This window comes from Streptomyces millisiae, from assembly GCF_031845425.1.
GTDB lineage: Bacteria > Actinomycetota > Actinomycetes > Streptomycetales > Streptomycetaceae > Streptomyces > Streptomyces millisiae.
The window spans coordinates 16,065-33,774 of the sequence record NZ_JAVREM010000043.1; the positions used below are offsets into that span (position 1 = coordinate 16,065).

At 74.9% G+C, this 17,710-nt stretch carries 19 protein-coding genes; 13 read left to right on the forward strand and 6 right to left on the reverse strand.

The window, feature by feature from the left end:
- Positions 1-5: 5 nt before the first annotated feature.
- The gene (locus tag RNC47_RS24960; RefSeq protein ID WP_311601814.1) at positions 6-1,169 is read left to right on the forward strand and encodes a GGDEF domain-containing protein; all 1,164 of its coding nucleotides are present in this window, start codon (positions 6-8) and stop codon (positions 1,167-1,169) included.
- Between the two features lie 17 nt (positions 1,170-1,186).
- Positions 1,187-2,749, forward strand: coding sequence for a histidine ammonia-lyase (gene hutH, locus RNC47_RS24965; protein ID WP_311601854.1), 1,563 nt, complete (start codon positions 1,187-1,189; stop codon positions 2,747-2,749).
- Between the two features lie 10 nt (positions 2,750-2,759).
- Here hutH and RNC47_RS24970 read toward each other — a convergent pair whose 3' ends face one another.
- Positions 2,760-2,933 carry a hypothetical protein gene (locus RNC47_RS24970; RefSeq protein WP_311601815.1) on the reverse strand — a complete coding sequence of 58 codons (174 nt, stop codon included), beginning with the start codon at positions 2,931-2,933 and terminating at the stop codon, positions 2,760-2,762.
- A gap of 120 nt (positions 2,934-3,053) precedes the next feature.
- Between RNC47_RS24970 and RNC47_RS24975 the strand changes: the two genes are divergently transcribed.
- From RNC47_RS24975 to RNC47_RS24995, 5 genes are all read left to right on the forward strand, one after another.
- Complete coding sequence (locus RNC47_RS24975; protein WP_311601817.1) at positions 3,054-3,386, forward strand: hypothetical protein; 333 nt, start codon at positions 3,054-3,056, stop codon at positions 3,384-3,386.
- Between the two features lie 160 nt (positions 3,387-3,546).
- On the forward strand, positions 3,547-4,809 hold the full coding sequence (locus RNC47_RS24980) for a L,D-transpeptidase (RefSeq protein WP_311601818.1): 1,263 nt from the start codon (positions 3,547-3,549) through the stop codon (positions 4,807-4,809).
- A gap of 89 nt (positions 4,810-4,898) precedes the next feature.
- Entirely contained in the window at positions 4,899-5,450 is a 552-nt protein-coding gene (locus RNC47_RS24985) for a gamma carbonic anhydrase family protein (RefSeq protein WP_311601819.1), read from the forward strand.
- Between the two features lie 71 nt (positions 5,451-5,521).
- A complete protein-coding gene (locus RNC47_RS24990; RefSeq protein WP_311601820.1) occupies positions 5,522-5,971 on the forward strand; it encodes a phage holin family protein in 450 nt (149 codons plus the stop codon).
- Positions 5,929-6,114, forward strand: coding sequence for a DUF3618 domain-containing protein (locus tag RNC47_RS24995; protein WP_311601821.1), 186 nt, complete (start codon positions 5,929-5,931; stop codon positions 6,112-6,114). The genes RNC47_RS24990 and RNC47_RS24995 overlap by 43 nt, the downstream gene beginning before the upstream one ends.
- A gap of 631 nt (positions 6,115-6,745) precedes the next feature.
- Here the strand turns inward: RNC47_RS24995 and RNC47_RS25000 are convergent.
- Entirely contained in the window at positions 6,746-7,498 is a 753-nt protein-coding gene (locus RNC47_RS25000) for an ABC transporter permease (RefSeq protein WP_311601822.1), read from the reverse strand.
- Entirely contained in the window at positions 7,495-8,412 is a 918-nt protein-coding gene (locus RNC47_RS25005; protein ID WP_311601824.1) for an ABC transporter ATP-binding protein, read from the reverse strand. The genes RNC47_RS25000 and RNC47_RS25005 overlap by 4 nt, the downstream gene beginning before the upstream one ends.
- Positions 8,413-8,499: 87 nt before the next feature.
- On the opposite strand from RNC47_RS25005, the gene RNC47_RS25010 reads away from it, so the two are divergent.
- The 4 genes from RNC47_RS25010 (at position 8,500) to RNC47_RS25025 (ending at position 13,052) form a co-directional block, all read left to right on the forward strand.
- On the forward strand, positions 8,500-9,717 hold the full coding sequence (locus RNC47_RS25010) for a sensor histidine kinase (RefSeq protein WP_311601825.1): 1,218 nt from the start codon (positions 8,500-8,502) through the stop codon (positions 9,715-9,717).
- 1 nt (position 9,718) lies between these two features.
- Positions 9,719-10,399: a response regulator transcription factor gene (locus tag RNC47_RS25015; protein WP_311601826.1), complete on the forward strand. Its 681-nt coding sequence runs from the start codon at positions 9,719-9,721 to the stop codon at positions 10,397-10,399.
- Positions 10,400-10,529: 130 nt separating this feature from the next.
- Positions 10,530-12,134: an alkaline phosphatase D family protein gene (locus RNC47_RS25020; protein ID WP_311601827.1), complete on the forward strand. Its 1,605-nt coding sequence runs from the start codon at positions 10,530-10,532 to the stop codon at positions 12,132-12,134.
- Positions 12,135-12,197: 63 nt separating this feature from the next.
- Entirely contained in the window at positions 12,198-13,052 is an 855-nt protein-coding gene (locus RNC47_RS25025) for an LLM class flavin-dependent oxidoreductase (protein WP_311601855.1), read from the forward strand.
- 26 nt (positions 13,053-13,078) lie between these two features.
- Here RNC47_RS25025 and RNC47_RS25030 read toward each other — a convergent pair whose 3' ends face one another.
- Positions 13,079-13,687, reverse strand: coding sequence for a TetR/AcrR family transcriptional regulator (locus RNC47_RS25030; RefSeq protein WP_311601828.1), 609 nt, complete (start codon positions 13,685-13,687; stop codon positions 13,079-13,081).
- Positions 13,688-13,793: 106 nt separating this feature from the next.
- Here RNC47_RS25030 and RNC47_RS25035 point away from each other — a divergent pair, with 106 nt between their 5' ends.
- On the forward strand, positions 13,794-14,540 hold the full coding sequence (locus RNC47_RS25035) for an SDR family NAD(P)-dependent oxidoreductase (RefSeq protein WP_311601829.1): 747 nt from the start codon (positions 13,794-13,796) through the stop codon (positions 14,538-14,540).
- Between the two features lie 22 nt (positions 14,541-14,562).
- Here RNC47_RS25035 and msrA read toward each other — a convergent pair whose 3' ends face one another.
- Positions 14,563-15,219: a peptide-methionine (S)-S-oxide reductase MsrA gene (gene msrA, locus RNC47_RS25040; RefSeq protein ID WP_311601830.1), complete on the reverse strand. Its 657-nt coding sequence runs from the start codon at positions 15,217-15,219 to the stop codon at positions 14,563-14,565.
- A gap of 52 nt (positions 15,220-15,271) precedes the next feature.
- On the reverse strand, positions 15,272-16,402 hold the full coding sequence (locus RNC47_RS25045; RefSeq protein WP_311601831.1) for a hypothetical protein: 1,131 nt from the start codon (positions 16,400-16,402) through the stop codon (positions 15,272-15,274).
- A 117-nt stretch (positions 16,403-16,519) separates the two neighbouring features.
- Between RNC47_RS25045 and RNC47_RS25050 the strand changes: the two genes are divergently transcribed.
- Positions 16,520-17,674: a cystathionine gamma-synthase gene (locus RNC47_RS25050; RefSeq protein WP_311601832.1), complete on the forward strand. Its 1,155-nt coding sequence runs from the start codon at positions 16,520-16,522 to the stop codon at positions 17,672-17,674.
- Positions 17,675-17,710 lie beyond the last annotated feature (36 nt).

Below are 17,710 nucleotides of genomic sequence, written 5' to 3' on the forward strand. Positions count from 1 at the left end.
GGCTTATGGGTGAGGACAGCCGGCTGCGTGCCGTGGTGGAGTTGGCGCAGCGGATGGCCGCGGCGCAGGCGCTGCCGGAGGTCGCGCACGCCGCCGCCGAGGGCGCGCGGCGGGCGCTGGGTGGCGCCTTCGCCGCGCTGTCGGCCTGGGAGCGGGAGCGCGGCCGGCTGCGGGTGCTGGTCAACACGGGGGAGCTGGCCCCCGGCGAGGAGCCGTACCCGGAGGACGAGTCGTATCCGGTGCACGACTTCCCGGAGATCACCGAGTTCCTGCACGAGCGCTGGACGCGCGGCGCCGAGCCGCGGGCGTGGGTGGAGACGGCGGCCGGGCCGCGCGGCAGCAGGCGGGTGGCGGTGCTGCGGCGGCGCGGCCGCGGCTGCTGCGTGGTGGCGCCGATCGTGCTGCACGGGCGGGCGTGGGGGGAGCTGTACGTGGCGCGTGGCCCGGGCGCCCCGGCCTTCGAGCGGGAGGACGCGGACTTCGCCTCGGTGCTGGCGTCCGTGGTGGCGGCCGGTCTCGTGCAGTACGAGCGGCTCGCCGAGGCGCGGCGGCTGGCGTTCACCGATCCGCTGACCGGGCTCGCCAACCGCAGGGCGGTGGAGATACGCCTGGACGAGGCGCTGGAGCGGCACCGGGCGACCGGCGAGGTGGTGAGCCTGGTGGTCTGCGACGTGAACGGCCTGAAGAAGGTCAACGACACCTTCGGGCACGCCACGGGGGACCGGCTGCTCGAACGGTTCGGCTCGGTGCTCTCGCGGTGCGGCGCGGCCGTGCCGGGGGCGTTGGCCGCCCGGCTCGGCGGGGACGAGTTCTGCCTGCTGGCGGTGGGCGTGGACGCGGCCACGGTGGAGCGGGCGGCGGGGGAGGTGTGCCGGCGGGCGGCCGATCTCGAGCTGGGCGAGGGGGTGGCCTGCGGGATCGCGACCACGGGGGAGGCCATCGGGCCGCTGCGGTCGGCGCGGTGGCTGTTCCGGCTGGCCGACGCGGCGCAGTACCGGGCGAAGGCGGCGCGCTCCCCGGTGCCGGTGGTGGCGGGGCGCGGCGGGGCGCACGACGTGGTGGTGGCGATGGCGGACGTGCCGGCGCCCGAGGGGCCCGAGCGTCGGGCGTTCCGGGCCCGGCCGGTCCCGGGGACCCCGGCCGATGACGACAATCGATTCACTCCATAGGCTTAGTGAATATGAATATGCGCAACGCGGCCGCGCCCGTCCCGCTCTCCACCTCCGGCACCACGCCGGCCGACGTCGTCGCCGTCGCGCGGCACGGCGCCCGGGTCGAGCTCACCGAGTCGGCCAGGGCCGCGATGGCCGCCGCCCGCCGGGTCGTGGACGACCTGGCCGCCCGCCCCGAGCCGGTCTATGGCGTCTCCACCGGCTTCGGGGCGCTCGCCGTGCGGCACATCGACGCCGACCTGCGGGCCAGGCTGCAACGCAACATCGTGCGCTCGCACGCCGCCGGCATGGGCCCCCGGGTGGAGCGCGAGGTGGTGCGCGCCCTGATGTTCCTGCGGCTGAGGACCGTCGCCTCCGGGCACACCGGGGTGCGCCCCGAGGTGGCCGAGACCATGGCCGCCGTGCTCAACGCCGGCATCACCCCGGTCGTCCACGAGCACGGCTCGCTCGGCTGCTCGGGAGACCTCGCCCCGCTCGCCCACTGCGCGCTCACGCTGCTCGGCGAGGGCGAGGCCGAGGGGCCCGACGGCGTGCTCGCGCCGGCCGGCGAGCTGCTGGCGCGGCACGGCATCGCCCCCGTCGAACTGCGCGAGAAGGAGGGCCTGGCGCTGCTCAACGGCACCGACGGGATGCTGGGCATGCTGCTGCTCGCCGGCGCGGACCTGGCCAGGATCCTCACCGCCGCCGACGTCACCGCCGCGCTCACCCTGGAGGCGCTGCTCGGCACCGACCGGGTGCTGGCCCCGGAACTCCAGGCCGTGCGCCCACACCCGGGGCAGGCCGCCAGCGCCGACAACATGCTGCGGGTGCTCGCCGGCTCCGGGCTCACCGGGCACCACCAGGACGAGGCCCCCCGGGTGCAGGACGCCTACTCGGTGCGCTGCGCCCCCCAGGTGGCCGGCGCCGGCCGGGACACCCTGGCGCACGCCATGGCCGTCGCGGAACGGGAGCTGGCCGCGGCCGTCGACAACCCGGTGGTGATCGGCGACCGCGTCGAGTCCAACGGCAACTTCCACGGCGCGCCCCTCGGCTACGTGCTCGACTTCCTGGCCATCGCCGTCGCCGACCTGGCCTCCATCGCCGAGCGGCGCACCGACCGGCTGCTCGACCGCAACCGCTCGCACGGCCTGCCGCCCTTCCTGGCCGCGGACCCCGGGGTCGACTCGGGCCTGATGATCGCCCAGTACACGCAGGCCGCGCTGGTCAGCGAGTTGAAGCGGCTGGCGGCCCCGGCCTCGGTCGACTCCATCCCGTCCTCGGCGATGCAGGAGGACCACGTCTCGATGGGCTGGTCGGCGGCGCGCAAGCTGCGCACCGCGCTCGACGGGCTCACCCGGGTCGTCGCCGTCGAGCTGTGCGCCGCGACCCGGGCGCTGGAACTCCGCGCCCCGCTGGCCGAGCGCGGCCTGCTGCCGGGGCCGGCCGGGCGCGCGGTGCTCGCGGCGGCGCGGGCGGCCGGGGTGGCGGGCGCGGGCGAGGACCGCTTCCTGGCGCCCGACCTGGCGGCGGCCGAGGAGTTCGTGCGGAGCGGGGGGCTGGTGGCGGCGGCCGAGTCCGTGACCGGGCCGCTGGCGTGAGCGGGACCGGCTACTGGTCCGGCTGGCCCTGGTCGAGCTGCTGCTCGACCGGTGGGATCACCGCGCCGCCGGCCTCCTCGTCCTCCCCGTAGGCCGAGGGGAGCAACCAGCCGAGGCCCAGCGCACAGGTGGCGACCAGGGCGTAGACGAAGGGGCGGCGGTTGCTGCTTGCGTTGCCGTTCATGGCGCCCTCCGGTGGTGGTGCTGGTGTGGGCTGCGGGGTCAGGCGGCGTGGTGAGCGATGTTACGCACTGGTGCGGGTCGTGGGGAAGAGGTCGCGCCGTGGCCCCTTACCCTCCGGGACATGACTGATGACATGACCGACGAGCCCCGCCACGTCCGGGTCCGCGTGGAGCTGGTGCTGGAGATCAGCGAACGGGACGAGCTGATCAGGGCCGCCTGGGCCCGGATCGAGGGCGACGAGCTGATGCCGCGCGAGGAGCGCGACCTGGCGGCCCAGGCCGTCTCGCGGGACGAGGCGGAGGCCGTCGCCTACCTCGTCGACCCGCTCGACCTGGTCGCCGAGGTGCCGGGCGTCGTGCTCTCCCAGGCGTCCTGGAGCAGCGAGTTGGCCGACTACGACCCGGACGAGCCGTGGGACGGCGAGGACGAGTACGGGGAGGACGACGAGGACTAAGGTCCCGCCGCGCCCTGACCCGGACGTCCCCCGAAAGACCGTCACTCGACCGTGTGGTTCACGGCACAGATTCACTTACAGTGGAACGCGCTGCCGCCATGGCACGTCACATCCCATGTGTCCTCTCTGGGGACCGCGGCAGCGGACGGAGAAGCTACTGATGAGGGACGGCATGCGGCGCAAGAGCCTGGGGGTGGCGGCTGCGCTGCTCACCGGAGTACTGACACTCTCGGCGTGCAGCGGCGGCGGCGATGACTCGCCTGAGGAATCGGCGGCGAGCGGCGGCTCGGGTCAGGAGGACGCGGACCGGGCCGCGGAGGACGCGAACACGTCGGCCGCGGTGATATCCATCACCCCGGACGACGCCGCGGACAACGTCGGCATCAACGACGACGTCCAGGTCTCGGTCGAGGACGGCACGCTCGACTCGGTGACCATGACGGCCACCGAGTCCGGCACCGAGATCACCGGCACCATATCCGCCGACCAGACCACCTGGCTGCCGGACGCGCAGCTGGAGCGGGCCACCCAGTACCAGATCGACGTTCAGGCCAGCGACAGGGAGGGCCGCGCGGCGCACGAGACCCGCACCTTCACCACGGTCTCCCCGGAGAACAGCTTCATCGGCTACTTCACCCCGGAGGACGGCTCCACGGTGGGCGTCGGGATGCCGGTCTCGCTCAACTTCGACAAGCCGATCACCAACCGGGCCGAGGTCGAGGCCGCCGTCGAGATCACCGCGAGCAGCGGCCAGGAGGTCGTCGGCCACTGGTTCAACGAGACCCGGCTCGACTTCCGCCCCGAGGACTACTGGGAGGCCAACACCGAGGTCACCGTCAACCTCGACTGGGACGGCGTCGAGGGCGCCGACGGCGTCACCGGCGTCCAGGACCGCACCTTCAGCTTCACCGTCGGCCGCTCCCAGATCAGCACGGTCGACGTCGAGAGCAAGCAGATGCAGGTCGTGCGGGACGGCGAGGTGCTGCGCACCCTGCCGATATCCGCCGGCAGCGAGGAGACCCCGACCTACAACGGCCAGATGGTGATCTCCGAGAAGCACGAGGAGACCCGGATGAACGGGGCGACCGTCGGCTTCACGGACGACGACGGCGAGGGCGAGTACGACATCCCCGACGTGCCGCACGCCATGCGCCTGTCCACCTCCGGCACCTTCGTGCACGGCAACTACTGGGCGTCCGACGGCGTCTTCGGCTCCACCAACACCAGCCACGGCTGCATCGGCCTCAACGACGAGCAGGGCGCCGACGACGACACCACCGACGCCGCCTGGTTCTTCGACGAGTCGATGCTCGGCGACGTGATCGTCGTCGTGAACTCCCCCGACGAGGAGATGGCCCCGGACAACGGGCTCAACGGCTGGAACATGGACTGGACCGAGTGGCAGGCGGGCAGCGCGCTGTAGGCGCCGCCACCCACCGCTCCCTTTTCCCGGCGGGCACTCCCCGGGGAGACTGGGCCGGCCACCGGCCCGTCGACCCGAGGAGTGCCCCCATGACGTATCCCCCGGACCCGCGGGGACCGCGGCTGATCGCCCTCGAAGGCCGCACCCCGGTCCTCGCCCCCGGCGCCTGGGTGGCGCCGGGCGCGACCGTCGTCGGGGACGTCCACCTCGCCGAGGAGTCCAGCGTCTGGTACGGCACGGTGGTCCGTGCCGACACCGAGCGCATCGAGATCGGCCCCGGCAGCAACCTCCAGGACGGCACCGTCGTCCACGCCGACCCCGGCTTCCCCGCGATCCTCGGCGCCGGCGTCTCCGTCGGCCACCGGGCCGTGGTGCACGGCGCCGTCGTCGAGGACGACGTGCTGGTCGGCATGGGCTCCGTCCTCCTCAACGGCGTCCGCGTCGGCCGCGGCTCCCTGATCGCCGCCGGCGCCGTGCTGCTCGAAGGCACCGAGGTCCCGCCCGGCTCCCTCGTCGCCGGCGTCCCCGGCAAGGTGCGCCGCCAGCTCACCGAGGACGACATCGCGCGGATCCGCGCCAACGCCGACCACTACCGCGCCTACGCCCGGCGCCACGCCAAGGAGGCCACCCCGCTTCCGTGACCACCGCGTTTAGGGCGGCGGCGACGGGGCACTCGGCTCCGGCTTCCCGACTCCGAGGAGATGGAGGTGCCATGTCGTTGACCTCGCGGAGGACGCGGCAGCGGGCGCGGGACCGGACCGAGGACCACGACGCCACGTTCGGCGAACTGGTGGCCGACCTGGCCACGGACGCGCGGACCCTGGTCCGCCAGGAGATGGAGCTGGCCAGGGCCGAGATGCGGCAGGAGGCCAGCCGCGCCGGCCGGGCCGGCGGCATGTTCGGCGGCGCCGCGTTCGCGGGCGTCATGGTGGCGGTCTTCGGCTCGCTGGGCGCCATGTTCGCGCTGACGGCGGTGCTGTGGAGCACCTGGGCCGCGCTCATCGTCGCCGGCGCCTGGCTGCTGCTCGGCGCCCTGCTGTTCCTGAAGGGCAGGGCTGACCTGCGACGCGGCTCGATGACGCCGCGCCGCACCGTCGACACGTTGAAGGAGGACGCGGAATGGGCTCGTCATCCCACTCGTCGGACTCACCCGAGCGCATAGCGAGGGAGATCGAGGAGACCAGGGCCCGGCTGACGGAGGACCTGGACCGACTGGCCGACCGCGTCACGGCCCGCGCCAAACGCCCCGGCCCGCTGGCCAAGCTGGCCAAACGCGCCCGAGGCTCCCACCGGTCCGCCGGCTGACCGAACCGGCCGACCGCCGGGGCGCGACCCCCGCCGCGGACGCCGCGGACCTGCGGCGCGGGGCCGCTCGCGGCCGTCGCCGCGCGCCTGCTGGCGCCGGCCGCCGGTCCGCGCCGGCGCGAAGCCGCGCTGGCGCGAAGCCGCGCTGGCGCGCGACGCCAACGCGGGCGGGTGGGGCGGGCCCGCGTCTCGCTGGCGCGAGCCGGCCCCAGCGCCGGGGCCGCGTGCCGCTGGCGCCTACGGCCGCCGGTCCGGCTCCCGCCGGCCGTCCGGGCACGATGCGGGCCGCGCCCTCGGCGCGGCCCGCTGCGCGGGGCCGGCCCGCACGGCCGTCCGGCTGGCGCCGGGCCGCACGGCGTCCGCCGTGTGTGGAGCCAGGCCCCGGCTCGCCGCGCGGACCGTCGCCTGGCTGGCCGCAGGCGAGAACGCTCCGCTGTGCGGTGTCCACCGCACTCGCTGGCGCGGGGCCCGGTGGGGCGCCTGGCCGGGCGCAGGCTGAAGGCGCCGTGCGGCGCGGAGCCGTCGCCGGGCCGGCCGCAGGCCGGGCGCTCCGCCGGAGGCGGGACGCTGCGCGCCGGTCGCGCGCCGCGTGGTCGTGGCCTGGCCGGCCGCAGGCAGAAGGCGCAGGCCGTCACGCGTCGCGGCGGTGTAGTGTCCAGCAGCCGGCGGCCAGTGCGGCAGCGGACCAGCAGGCCGTGATCGCCATTCCGGTCCATGGGCCGTAGGCCCGGGCGAAGGTCGGGTCGTCGGGTGGCCCGGCCATCCCGAGCAGCAGGCCGGCCGCCTGGTCGGGCAGGAACTGCAGCACGGTGCCGACCCGCGGGATGTTCGCCAGGCCCTGCGAGCCGAGCAGCAGCAGCGGCAACAGCACCCCGAGCGCCGCCGCCGACCGGCGCACCACGCTCGTCACGCCCAGCGCGAGCAGCGCCATCAGCATCAGGTACAGCCAGCCGCCGAGCAGCGCGCGCGGCGCCCCCGGCGACCAGGGCGCCACCCCGGCGTCGCCCATCGTCGCCTGCGCCGCGAGGAAGGAGCCGGCCACCGAGAGCGCGGCGACCACCGCGACCGCCAGCGCCGTGGCCACCACCTTGGCCGCGTAGAAGCCACCGCGGCGCGGCGCGGCGAGCAGCGAGGCCCGGATCGTGCCCGAGGTGTACTCGTCACCCATCGCCCGCACCGCGAAGACCACGAGGCAGAGCTGCGCCAGCATCAGCCCGTAGGAGCCCGCGAAGTGCGGGGCCGCGTCGGACCTGGCGTGGTCGCGGAAGCTGGTGCCGATCAGCGCGCCGAAGCCGGTCGCGACCGCCACCGTTCCGCCCAGCGTCCAGCCCGTGGCCCGCACCGTCCACAGCTTCAGCCACTCGGCCGCGACCAGCCGCCTCATCGCGCACCGCCCCGGTACGCGACGGCGTCCGCCTCGCCGGTGAGCCGGAAGTAGGCCTCCTCAAGCGAGACCGCCCGCTCCCCGACCTCGTGGAGCGTGATCCCGCCGGCGGCGGCCACCTCGCCCACCCGCGCCGCCGGCATGCCGGACACCAGCAGCGCACCCGTCCCGTCCGGGCCCTCGACCCCCGCCCCCTCCCGTTCCACCGCGCGCCGCAGCGGTTCGGGGTCCGGGGTGCGGACGGCCACCCGGGTGCCGCCGTTGGCCGCCAGGAACTCCGGTACCGAGGCGTCGGCCAGCAGCCGCCCCCGACCGATCACGAGCAGCCGGTCGGCCGTCAGCGCCATCTCGCTCATCAGGTGGCTGGCCAGCAGCACCGTCCGCCCCTCGGCCGCCAGCTCCCGCAGCAGCGTCCGCAACCACACCACGCCCTCCGGATCGAGCCCGTTGACCGGCTCGTCGAGCACCAGCACCTCCGGGTCGCCGAGCAACGCGGCCGCGATGCCGAGCCGTTGACCCATGCCGAGCGAGAAGCCGCCGGCCCGCCGCCGGGCCACCGGGGTGAGGCCGGTCAGCTCCAGCACCCGCCCGACCCGGGCCTGCGGTATGCCGCCGGCGCGCGCCAGCCAGCGCAGATGGTCGACCGCGCGCCGCCCCCGGTGCACGTCGCCGGCCGACAGCAACGCCCCGACGCGGCGCAGCGGCCGGTCGAGCTCCCGGTACGGGACGCCGGCGATCAGCGCCTGGCCCGCGGTCGGGCGCTCCAGGCCGAGGATCATGCGCAGCGTGGTGGACTTGCCGGCGCCGTTGGGGCCGAGGAACCCGGTCACCAGGCCGGGCCGCACCGTGCAGGTGAGCCGGTCAACGGCCACCGTGTCCCCGAAGGACCTGCTCAGCTCGTGTACGTCGATCACCCGGCCCACGCTAGGGACGGCGCCGGCGCCGAACTGTCCTCCAAAGTGGACACCTTCGGGCCGGCGCCCGCCCTTACGCTGGCCCGCATGGTCCGCCGCCTGATCGCCCTCGCCGCCGTGTCGCTGGCGGACACCGCGCTCCTGGCGGCCGTGCTGCGCGACCGCGGGTCCTCGCCCTGGCCGCTCGCCGGCTACGCGGTCGCCGCCCTCACGGTGGCGGCGCTGTGCCGGCGCCGCCCGCTGGCCGGGTTCGCCGCGGCGCAGTGCGCCGCCTCGCTCACCGGCGCGGGCCAGGCGCTGCTGCTGTGGTCCTCCTACCTGGCGGGGCGCGCGCTGCGTGGCCGGGCCGACGCGGCCGTCGTCGCCGGCGCGGTGCTCGGCGGTCTCGCCGTCCAGCTCCTGGCCGTCCCCGTCAGGACGGACGCCCTGTCGCGGCTGGTCTCCGGTCAACTGATCTTCGTGGCCCTGCCGTTGCTGCTCGGTCGCTATCTCGCCCAGCACCACAGGCTGCTGCGCGCCCTCGACGAGCGGAACCGGCGGCTGTTGCGGGAGCGGGAGTTCCTGGCCGAACGGGAGCGGCTGCGGGAGCGGTTGCGCATCGCCCGGGACATGCACGACTCGCTGGGCCACCGGCTCTCGCTGGTCTCCGTGCAGGCGGCGGCCCTGGAGGTGGCCGAGCTGCCGCCGGCCCAGCGCGCGACCACCCGGCAGCTCGCCGAGGCGGCGCGCGGCGCGCTGACCGAACTGCACGACCTGGTCGGCGCGCTGCGCGGCACCGACGCCGGGCCGCGGCCGCCGGAGCACGGCCTCGCGGGGATCCGCAGCCTGGTCGCCGGCTGCCGCGCCGCCGGCGTGCCGGTGACGCTGCGGGAGCGCGGCGCCGAGCTGCCGCTCGGTGCGGCGGGCTGGGGAGCGGCCCACCGGGTGGTCGAGGAGGGGCTGACCAACGCGGCCCGGCACGCGCCGGGCCGGCCGGTCACCGTGGCGCTCGACTGGGAGTCCGACGCGCTGCTGCTCACCGTCGTCAATCCGCTGGCCGCCCCCGCCGCGCCCCCGGCGCCGTCCGGTGGCCACGGCCTCGCCGGCCTGGCCGAGCGGGTCGGCGCGGCCGGCGGCTTCCTCGACCACCGGCACGGCGAGGACGGCTTCCGGCTGGTCGCGATGGTCCCGGCCGAGGCGGCCGAGGCGGCCGAGACGCCGGACCCCGGCGCCGGCGGCGTCGCCCGCGGCCTGGCGCTCGGCACCGTGACCGCCGTGGTGCTGCTGGCGGTGCCGGCCGCCGGGATGCTGGTCGGGGTGCGCTGAGATGACGGACGACGCCGAGCGCGCGTCGGTCCGCGTCCTGCTGGCCGACGACGAGCCGCTGATCGTGGCCGGGCTGCGCACCGTGCTCCAGGCGGCGCCCGGCATCCGGGTGGTGGCCGAGGCCGGCGACGGCCGCGCCGCCGTCGACGCCGCCCTGCGCCACCGGGTGGACGTGGCGCTGCTCGACATCAGCATGCCGGCGCTCGACGGCCTCGGCGCGCTCGAAGAACTCCAGCGCCGCGCGCCCGGCGTGCGCGCCGTGATGCTCACGGCGTTCGGCGCGGAGCCCAACGTGCTGCGCGCCCTCCAGGCGGGCGCCGCCGGCTTCCTGCTGAAGAACTGCACGCCCCAGGAGCTGGTCGCCGCCGTGCGCGCCGCCCACGGCGGCGACGCCTACCTGTCGCCCCCGGTGACCCGCCTCCTGCTGGGCCGCGTCACCCCGCAGGCGGCGCGCCGCCGACGGGAGGCGGCGGAACTGCTCGCCCGGCTCACCGCCCGCGAGGCGGACGTGGTGCGGCTGGTGGCCGAGGGCCTGTCCAACGCGGAGATCGCCGGGCGGCTGCGGATGAGCGAGCTGTCCATCAAGACCTATGTCAGCCGCGCGCTGGGCAAGCTGGACTGCGCCAACCGGGTGCAGGTCGCGCTGCTGGTGCGGGACGCCTCGTCCGGTGGCCTCGGCTGAGGCGGCACCGAACCGTCTTCCTCAACGTTTCCCCAAATCTGCGGGGCACCGGGCGCGCCTCCATCGAAATCCGGCATTTTGCAAGAAACGTGCCCGTCGCTGGTCAGCTGACAAGACGGGCAGGTTCTCCATGGGACTGACACGACGCGGACTGCTGGGCCGCGCCGCGGGCGCCGGGGTGGCCACCCTCGGCCTGCACGCCGCCGGACTGAGCGCGGGCGCCGCCTGGGCCGTGCCCAGGTTCGCCGCCGACCCCTTCCAACTCGGCGTCGCCTCGGGCGACCCGCGACCGGACGGGGTCGTGCTGTGGACCAGGCTGGCCCCCGACCCGCTGGCCGTCGACGGGCGCGGCGGGATGCCGGCGGTGACGGTCGACGTCGAGTGGCAGGTCGCCGAGGACGAGGCGTTCGGCGGCGTGGTCCGCTCCGGCGTCGCGCCCGCCGTGCCCGAGCTCGGGCACTCGGTCCACGTCGAGGTGGCCGGACTCACTCCGGGCCGCGACTACTTCTACCGCTTCCGGGTCGCGCCGGGGGACGCCGTCAGTCCGGTCGGCCGCACCCGCACCGCCCCGACCGCGGCCAGCGAGCTGCGGCTCGCCTTCGCCTCCTGCCAGTGCTGGTACGAGGGCTTCTACACCGCCTACCGCCACCTGGCCACCGAGGACCTGGACCTCGTCGTCCACCTGGGCGACTACATCTACGAGTACGGCGTCGGCGCCACCGGCGGGGTGCGCGGCCTCAGCCTCGACGCCTCCTACCAGCGCGAGACCCGCACCCTCGCCGAGTACCGCAACCGGCACGCGCTCTACCGCCTCGACCCCGACCTCCAGGCCGCCCACCAGGCGTTCCCCTGGGTGCTGACCTGGGACGACCACGAGGTCGAGAACAACTGGGCGGGCGACGTCGCCCAGATCGACTCCGACGGCTTCCCCGACGACGACGTCACCGCCTTCCGCGCCCGCAAGGCCGGCGCCTTCCAGGCCTACTACGAACACCTGCCGCTGCGCCTGCCGCAGAAGCCCGACGGCGCCGACTCCCGCCTCTACCGGCGGCTGCGCTTCGCCGACCTTCTCCAGCTGCACGTCCTCGACACCCGCTCCTACCGGGACGACCAGGTGTGCGGCGACGGCACCCAGTTCGGCTGCGAGGCCGAGCGCTCCGACCCGTCACGCACCATGCTGGGCGCGGCCCAGGAGGGCTGGCTGCTGGACGGCACCCGGCGCGCCGGCACGGCGTGGAACGTGCTCGCCAACCAGACCCTGATCGCCCAGGCCGACCACGACACCGACCCGGCCACCCACACCGTGGGCCTGGACATGTGGGACGGCTACACGGCCGCCCGCGACCGGCTCCTCACCGGCCTGCACGACCGGGGCGTCACCAACTGCGTCGTCCTCACCGGGGACATCCACCGCAGCGTGGTCGCCGACCTCAAGCTGGACTTCGACGACGAGAGTTCCCCGGTGGTCGCCACCGAGTTCGCCGGCACCTCGGTCAGCTCCGGCGGCGACGGCACCCCGATGGACACCTTCGGCTTCAACTGGATGACCCCGGGCGTGAATCCGCACTTCAAGTGGCACAACTCGCAGCGCGGCTACACGGTGATCGGCCTGACCCCGACCGAACTCCGCGCGGACTACCGGGTGGTGCCCTACGTCACCACCCCCGGCTCCTCGGTCGAGACGGCGGCCTCCTTCGTGGTCGAACCCGGCCACCCCGGAGCCCACCAACTCTGAGGCGCCCGCGCTTAGAGTGGCACCGTGACCGAAGACGCTCCTGGAACCCGCCGCCTCGGCGTGATGTACGACCGTTCCCTCCCGCCGGAGGGCCTCGCCGAATTCGCCCGCGCCGCCGAGCGGTTGGGCGTCGACGACCTGTGGGTGGTGGAGGACCTGGGCTGGGCCGGCGGCATCTCGTCGGCCACGCTCGCGCTGTCCGCCACCGAGCGGCTGCGGGTCGGCATCGGCATCGTGCCGGCCCCCTTCCGCAACCCGGCCCTGCTGGCGATGGAGTTGGCCACCGTGGCCCGGCTCTTCCCCGGCCGCCTGGTCGCCGGCGTCGGCCACGGCTCCCCCGAGTGGATGGCCCAGGTGGGCGCGGCCTCCCCGACCAAGCTGGCCCTGCTGGAGGAGACGATCGTCGCGGTCCGCTCCCTCCTCTCCGGCGCCACGACCGACGTCGCCGGCCGCACCGTCCGGATCGACGGCGTCACCCTCGTCCACCCGCCGGCCGAGCCCCCGCCCCTGGTCACCGGCGTCGTCCGGCCCCGCTCGCTGGAGCTCTCCGGCCGGGTCGCGGACGGCACGATCATCGCCGAGGGCCAGGGCCCCGCCCGCCTCGCCGCCGCCCTCGCCCACATCGAACGCGGCCGCGCCACGGCCGAGGCCCCGCGCCCCGGCCACGAGCTCATCACCTTCACCCACCTGTACCTGGGCGACGACCCGGCGGTGAAGGCCCCGGTGATCGCCGAGTACTCCGGCTGGCTCGGCATCCCCCCGGAGGACGTCTTCCTGGCCGCCGGCGACCTCAGCACGGCCGCCACCCGCATCGCCTCCCTCTGGGAGGCCGGCGCCCACACCGTCGTCCTCCGCCCCGTCGGCGACGACCCGCTGGCCCAACTCACCGCGATCCTCCCGGCGCTCTCGCGGGGCTGACGGTCCTCCACCGCGCCGACCGGTGGTCAGGAGGGCGGCCAGCTCCGCAGGGCCATGTCGGCCACCCGCTGGAGGTCGTCGCGGCTGGCGCCGCTGGCCGCCTGGACGGCGATGCCGTTCGCCACGGTCATGAGGTAGCGGGCGAGGAGGTCGGGATCGCTGCCGGGCGGCAGGTCCCCCTCGTCGGCGGCCCGCCGGAACCGGTCACGGAGGTGGGCGGTGTGCGCGTTGCGCCAGGCGGCGAGCTCGTCGCGGGCGGCGCGTCCGGGGTCGCCGGCGGCGAGTGAGCCCTGGACGCCGAGGCATCCGCTGGGGCAGCCGGGGCGGGTGGAGGCCCGGACGGAGCCGTTGAGGAACGCGGTGGCCACCTGGCGGGCGGTCGGCTCCCGCAGGGCCCGGGCGCCGTACGAGGCGGGGCCCTCGGTGTAGCGCTCCAGCGCCTTGCGGAACAGCTCCTCCTTGTTGCCGAAGGCCGCGTACATGCTGGTGCGGGTGATGCCCATGGCCCTGGTCAGGTCGGTGAGGCTGGCGCCCTCGTAGCCCTGTTCCCAGAAGACCCGCATGGCGCGTTCGAGGGCCTCCTCGGCGTCGAATCCCCTCGGGCGGCCGATCGGTGCTTTCTGCCGCGTCTCCATGCGGTCGATCCTACCTCTTCTGTACTGATCGGTGCGGAAGGTGATACGGTCTCGTTCGGCGTTGATCAGTACCGATCGGTACCGAAGTCTGTGGAGGGCATCACCCATGGGACAACTCGAAGGCAAGACCGCCGTCGTCACCGGCGGCGGCACCGGCATCGGCCTGGCCACCGCCGTCCGGCTGGCGGCCGAGGGCGCGCACGTGTTCATCACCGGCCGACGCAGGACCGTGCTGGACGCGGCCGTCGAGACCATCGGCCGGGAGCGGGCCACGGCCGTGGTGGGCGACATCTCCGACCTGGCCGACCTCGACCTGCTCTACGACACGGTCCACGCCCGGGGCCGGGGCCTCGACGTGCTGTTCGCCAACGCCGCCACCGCGTCGTTCGCGACGCTGGAGCAGGTCACCGAGGAGCACTTCGACGAGACCTTCGGCGTCAACGTCCGGGGCACGCTGTTCACGGTGCGGAAGGCGCTGCCGCTGCTCAACGACGGCGCCTCGGTGATCCTCAACGCCTCCGTGCGCGCCGACGACGGCGTCGCGGCCTTCGGCACGTACGCCGCCTCCAAGGCGGCGATCAGGTCCTTCGCCCGGACCTGGGCCAACGAGCTCAAGGACCGCGGCATCCGGGTCAACGCGGTCTCCCCCGGCACCATCGACACCCCCGGGCTCGACGCCGTGGTCGCGGGAGACACGTCCGTCACCAAGGAGCGGTTCGCCGCGCAGGTCCCCCTGGGCCGGATCGGGCACCCCGACGACGTCGCCAACGTGGTGGCCTTCCTCGCCTCCGAGCAGAGCGGCTTCATCCTCGGGGCCAACCTGTACGTCGACGGCGGCGAGAACCAGCTCTGACCCGGCCAGGGGGGCGGGTGGGTCAGGCCTTCGCCACGCCGACCGGGCAGCTGAGACCCGTGCCGCCGAGGCCGCAGTAGCCGGCGGGGTTCTTGTCGAGGTACTGCTGGTGGTAGTCCTCGGCCGGGTAGAAGGCGCGGGTGTCGGCCGGCAGGATCTCCGTGGTGATCGCGCCGTAGCCCGAGGAGGCGAGCACCCGCTGGTAGGCGGACTTCGACTCCTCCGCCGCCGCGGCCTGCTCCGGCGAGTGGGTGTGGATCGCCGAGCGGTACTGGGTGCCCACGTCGTTGCCCTGGCGGAAGCCCTGCGTGGGGTCGTGGGACTCCCAGAACACCTTCAGCAGGTCGCGGTAGGAGACCACCGAGGGGTCGAAGACGACGCGGACCGTCTCGGTGTGGCCCGTCATGCCGCTGCACACCTCCTCGTAGGTCGGGTGCGGCGTGATGCCGCCCTGGTAGCCGACCAGGGTGGTCCACACGCCCGGCGTCTGCCAGAAGCGGCGCTCGGCGCCCCAGAAGCAGCCGAGGGCGAAGTCGGCGACCTCCAGGCCCTCGGGGTAGGGGCCGAGGAGCGGGTTGCCCAGGACGGTGTGGCGGGCCGGCACCTCGAAGGGCCGCTCGGCGCGGCCGGGCAGGGCCTCGTCCTGGCTGGGGAGCCGGGACTTGAAGGTGTACAGCATGGTCGATCTCTCTCCTGTGGTCGTCCGACGTCGGTGGTGGTCCTGGTCGGCGCTACTCGCCGGCGATGGCCAGGGCACGGTAGGTGGCGTACTCACGGGCCGGGTTCTCGCCGTCCACCCACGGAATCGCTCCCACATAACCGTCGATGGCCCGCACCTGTTCCGCCGCCTCCGGGTACCTCTCGGCGCGCACCAGGAAACACAGCAGCAGATGGCGCACGTGCGGCTCCACGGGGTGACCGGGGCGCGCCGTGTTCACCGCGAACTGCGCGGCCTCGACGGCGTCGGAGACCACCGCGCCCGTGTAGAGGCTGGGGGAGAGCTGCACGTCGGGCAGGTGGTCGTAGACGGCGAAGAGCGGCAGCGCGGCCAGCAGGCTGCCCTCGGGGGCCGAGGCGGCCGCGGCCGTGGCGAAGGCGTCGGCCTGCTCGCGCGAGCCGTGCCACTTCTCCGACCAGTAGGGGAGGGCCGCCAGGTGGGCGCCCATGTGCGCCGGGTCGCGCTGGGTGACGTTCGACCACAGCGCCTCGAAGTCCGCCGGCCGGTAGCTGAGGCCGCGGGCGATGAACAGCTCGGTGATGTGCGGGGTCGGGTCCTCGGGGGCCAGCTTGGCGGCCTCGGCGCAGACCGTGCGGGCCTCCTCCAGGATGATCCGGTGGTCGGCCGAGGACGGGTCGGCCATCGCCTGCCAGACCAGGAACTGCGCGTACACCTGGGAGCCGCCCGCGTCGTTCGGCTCGTCGGCGCGCCAGCTCCGCAGCCAGGCGGCGCCCGAGGTGTCGCCCGCGGCGCGCGAGCGGGCCAGCTCCATCGCGGCCGCGCCGGCCAGCGACTGCACCCGCTGCCAGCGCAGCTCGCGGTCGTCGGTGAGGGCCAGCAGCTGACCCGCCGGACGCCAGTTCTGGGTGCGCTGCACCTCTTCGAGGGCGGCGACCAGGCGCGGGTCGGGCCCGGGCAGCCGCACGTCGAGCTGGTCGACGGGGACCAGCCCGGTCGCGGTCGGGGCGCCGACGCCGTCGCCGTCCTTGCCCAGCTGGACGCCGAAGACCGGGCGGGTGGTCTGCGCCTCGGCGGTGGCGGCGGCCCGCTCGAACTCCTGGCGCTCCCGTCGCCTGCGGATGGCGGGCACCACGACCACCCCGAAGATGGTCGTCAGCGCGATGAGCAGCAGAAGGGCTTCCATGGCGGCGCGGCTCCCCCTCGTTCCTTCGGATGTCCACCCTATGACGGGTGCATGTCGGCTGCGCCGGCGCTGCGGCCTGCGCGATATGTCAACCGTAAGGCCCACTACCGTGTACTCATGAACGAGCAGCACAGCCCGTCACGTTTCGAGACGCTGGCCATCCACGCCGGGCAGGAACCGGACGCGGTCACCGGAGCGGTGGTGCCCCCCATCCACCAGGTGTCCACCTTCAAGCAGGACGGCGTCGGCGGCCTGCGCGGCGGCTACGAGTACAGCCGCTCGGCCAACCCGACCCGCACCGCCCTGGAGGAGAACCTGGCGGCGCTCGAGGGCGGCCGGCGCGGCCTGGCGTTCGCCTCGGGGCTCGCCGCCGAGGACTGCCTGCTGCGCACCGTGCTGCGCCCCGGCGACCACCTGGTGATCCCGAACGACGCCTACGGCGGCACCTTCCGGCTGATCGCCAGGGTGGTGGAGCGCTGGGGCGTGGAGTGGTCGGTCGCCGACACCTCGAACCCGGACGCGGTGCGGGCGGCGCTGCGGCCCACCACCCGCCTGGTGTGGGTGGAGACGCCGTCCAACCCGCTGCTCGGCGTCACCGACATCGCGGTGGTCGCCGACCTGGCGCGCTCGGCCGGCGCCCGCCTGGTGGTGGACAACACCTTCGCCAGCCCCTACCTGCAGCAGCCGCTGGCGCTCGGCGCCGACGTGGTGGTGCACTCGACCACCAAGTACCTCGGTGGCCACTCGGACGTGGTGGGCGGCGCCCTGGTCACCTCGGACGCCGGCCTCGCGGACGAGCTCGCCTTCCACCAGAACGCGATGGGCGCCATCGCCGGCCCCTTCGACTCCTGGCTGGTGATGCGCGGCATCAAGACGCTGGCCGTGCGGATGGACCGGCACAGCGCCAACGCGGCGCGCGTCGTCGAGGCGCTGGTCGCGCACCCGAGGGTCGTCGAGGTCTTCTACCCGGGGCTCGCCACGCACCCGGGCCACGAGACGGCCGCCAAGCAGATGCGTGACTTCGGCGGCATGGTGTCCTTCCGGGTGGCGGGCGGCGAGGAGGCGGCCGTCGCCGTGTGCGACCGGGCGCGGCTCTTCACGCTCGGCGAGTCGCTCGGCGGCGTCGAGTCGCTGATCGAGCACCCGGGCCGGATGACGCACGCCTCCGCCGCCGGCTCGGCGCTGGAGGTGCCGGCCGACCTGGTGCGGCTCTCGGTGGGCATCGAGGCCGTGGACGACCTGCTGGCCGACCTGGCGCAGGCGCTGGCCTGAGCCGAGCCCCCGGGACGACCGCTGGGGCGCCCCGCC